The 632-nt window shown below is 58.4% G+C and carries 1 protein-coding gene; it reads left to right on the top strand.

Features of this window, described 5'->3' with window-relative positions; all coding sequences use genetic code 11:
- A partial coding sequence (locus tag Q4579_RS23015) for a condensation domain-containing protein (protein ID WP_303567286.1) occupies positions 1-632 on the top strand: 632 nt, incomplete at both ends.

Raw genomic sequence — 632 nt, 5'->3', positions numbered from 1 at the left:
ACGGCATTGAAGCCATTTATCCGGCCAGCAGTCTGCAGCAGGGCTTTATTTATCATCAGCTCAGCCAGCCTGAGGATGACGCTTATTGCGTGCAGTTGCTGATGGACTACCACTGTGCCCTGGATGTTGCGACTTACAGGGAGGCCTGGCAGTTGGCGGTGGAACGTTTCCCTGTTCTTCGGACCGCATTTGACTGGCAGGAAGCGCTGCTGCAGATCGTGTTGTCTCCTATGGAAGCGAGTGGACCTCAGCTGGAGGTCGTGGATCTCAGTCACTTGTCGACAGCGGATCGAGACTTGGAAATCAAACGGTTGCAGCTGGCTGACCGGGCGAAAGGCTTTGACCTGACGCAGCCGGGGCTCTTCCGACTGACCCTGATCCGGCACCATGAGACCCATTACACCCTGCTGAAAACCGAGCATCACAGCATCGCAGATGGCTGGAGCGGTCCGGTGCTCTGGCAGGCCGTGCATGAGTATTATCAGCAGCTCAGCCAGGGGCAAACACCCGTGATCACTGCAGACAAGGCGTATGCCCGGACGCAGCAGTTCCATCTGGCCCATCAGGCGGAGACGGAGACGTACTGGCAGGAACAGCGGTCTGCCTGGGATGGTGGGAATGACGTGACGCCG

This window comes from Photobacterium sp. 1_MG-2023 (assembly GCF_030547945.1).
GTDB lineage: Bacteria > Pseudomonadota > Gammaproteobacteria > Enterobacterales > Vibrionaceae > Photobacterium.
This window is presented reverse-complemented; position numbering and strand designations above follow the sequence as displayed.